Source organism: Spiroplasma endosymbiont of Megaselia nigra (assembly GCF_003987485.1).
Classification (GTDB): Bacteria; Bacillota_I; Bacilli_A; order Mycoplasmatales; family Mycoplasmataceae; genus Spiroplasma.
Map to the genome: position 1 here is coordinate 1 of NZ_RCOO01000250.1, position 1,374 is coordinate 1,374.

Genomic DNA, 1,374 nt, shown 5'->3' on the forward strand with positions numbered 1-1,374 from the left:
AAAATTAAAAGCATTTGCTGATTTGAATAAATATAAATTAGTTATTGATTGAAGAGAAGAATGTGACCAATTTCAACAAAAAGATTTAAGTGATTTAGAATTTGCTATTCGTGGGTATCAAAATAAAATAACAATTAATACATGTAACCCTGAAAGTTTAAAAAGATATATTGTTGGTTATTGTAATGAATTATTACCTTTTAATGAAGAAATAATGCGTAGTAAATATGAGCAAATTAATTATATTGAAAAATGAAATATGAAGATTATTATTCATTATTCTAGTTGAAGACTTAATTATGAATTACCACAAGATAAAGTTAATGAACAATTAAGATTAGAACAATTAGATATTGAAAGAGCAAGAGTATGGAGTTGAGGCTTACCAGGTAATACTAGTGGGTCAATCTTTGCAAGATATATTGATATTATGCAAGGAACAGATATTATACAACCAACTAAGCTATTAGGTTGTGTTGACTTAGCAAACTCTACTAGTCCAAAAGGACATACAACAGCCGCTAGTTTTTGAATATATAATTTATTTGATAAAAAAGCATATAAAGTTGCTGAATATACACACTCAAATGCTACACAACAATTTAAAGGACCATTAGAACAAGTAACAGATATTTTAGAGTTTTACAACAATCAATTAAACCAATATTTTAATTTAATTCGGCAAGGAATTAGTATAAATGTTGATGATAGTGCTTATGCAACATTAGAAAGTTTAAACCGAGAGAAATATAATTATACTTTTGGTCAATACATGCATTTTAAACCAGCACAAAAGCAGAAATTTAAAATAAAGCATCGTATTGAAGCATTTACAATGTTAATAAATACTAATCAATTAAAGTGATTATGAGAAAAATGTCCTGTAAGTAAAACCCAATATGAATTAATTCAATGAGAAGATAAACCAGATGCCAGAGAAGAACGAGTGTTAGATTTATATGATGATACATTTGATGGTGATTTTTATGCTTTACACTTTGAATTAATACCAATGGTTAAACATAATAGTTCAGCAGATTATAAATTATGACAACAAAGGGAGTGAATAACTTAATGAAAAAAGATATCTATGTAATACATGATGAGCGTGTAATAAATGCAAAAAGATCATATATGTCTGTTTGTGGACAAGTTAAAAAAAGACTTTGTCAAGAATTAAAAAAAGATAATATATAGAGTGCACCCCAAAAAGTAAGTATTAGTAAAAAAGGTTTATAAACTTTTATTTATTATATCCTTTTCTTTGCGGCTTGAATATCATTTATTTCATTTTTTAACATCATTAATATATTCGTCATGCGATAAGTAAATATTGTTATGAATTGTTGCTTTTTTTAATAAAGAATGAAAACT

2 protein-coding genes are annotated in these 1,374 nt (G+C 26.0%); both read left to right on the forward strand.

What is annotated here, in order from left to right:
- On the forward strand, positions 1–1,075 hold a 1,075-nt coding region (locus tag D9R21_RS07620; protein WP_158613976.1), incomplete at its 5' end, for a PBSX family phage terminase large subunit.
- On the forward strand, positions 1,048–1,197 hold the full coding sequence (locus D9R21_RS07625; RefSeq protein WP_158613977.1) for a hypothetical protein: 150 nt from the start codon (positions 1,048–1,050) through the stop codon (positions 1,195–1,197). The genes D9R21_RS07620 and D9R21_RS07625, both read left to right, overlap by 28 nt.
- The last annotated feature ends 177 nt before the right edge of the window (positions 1,198–1,374 follow it).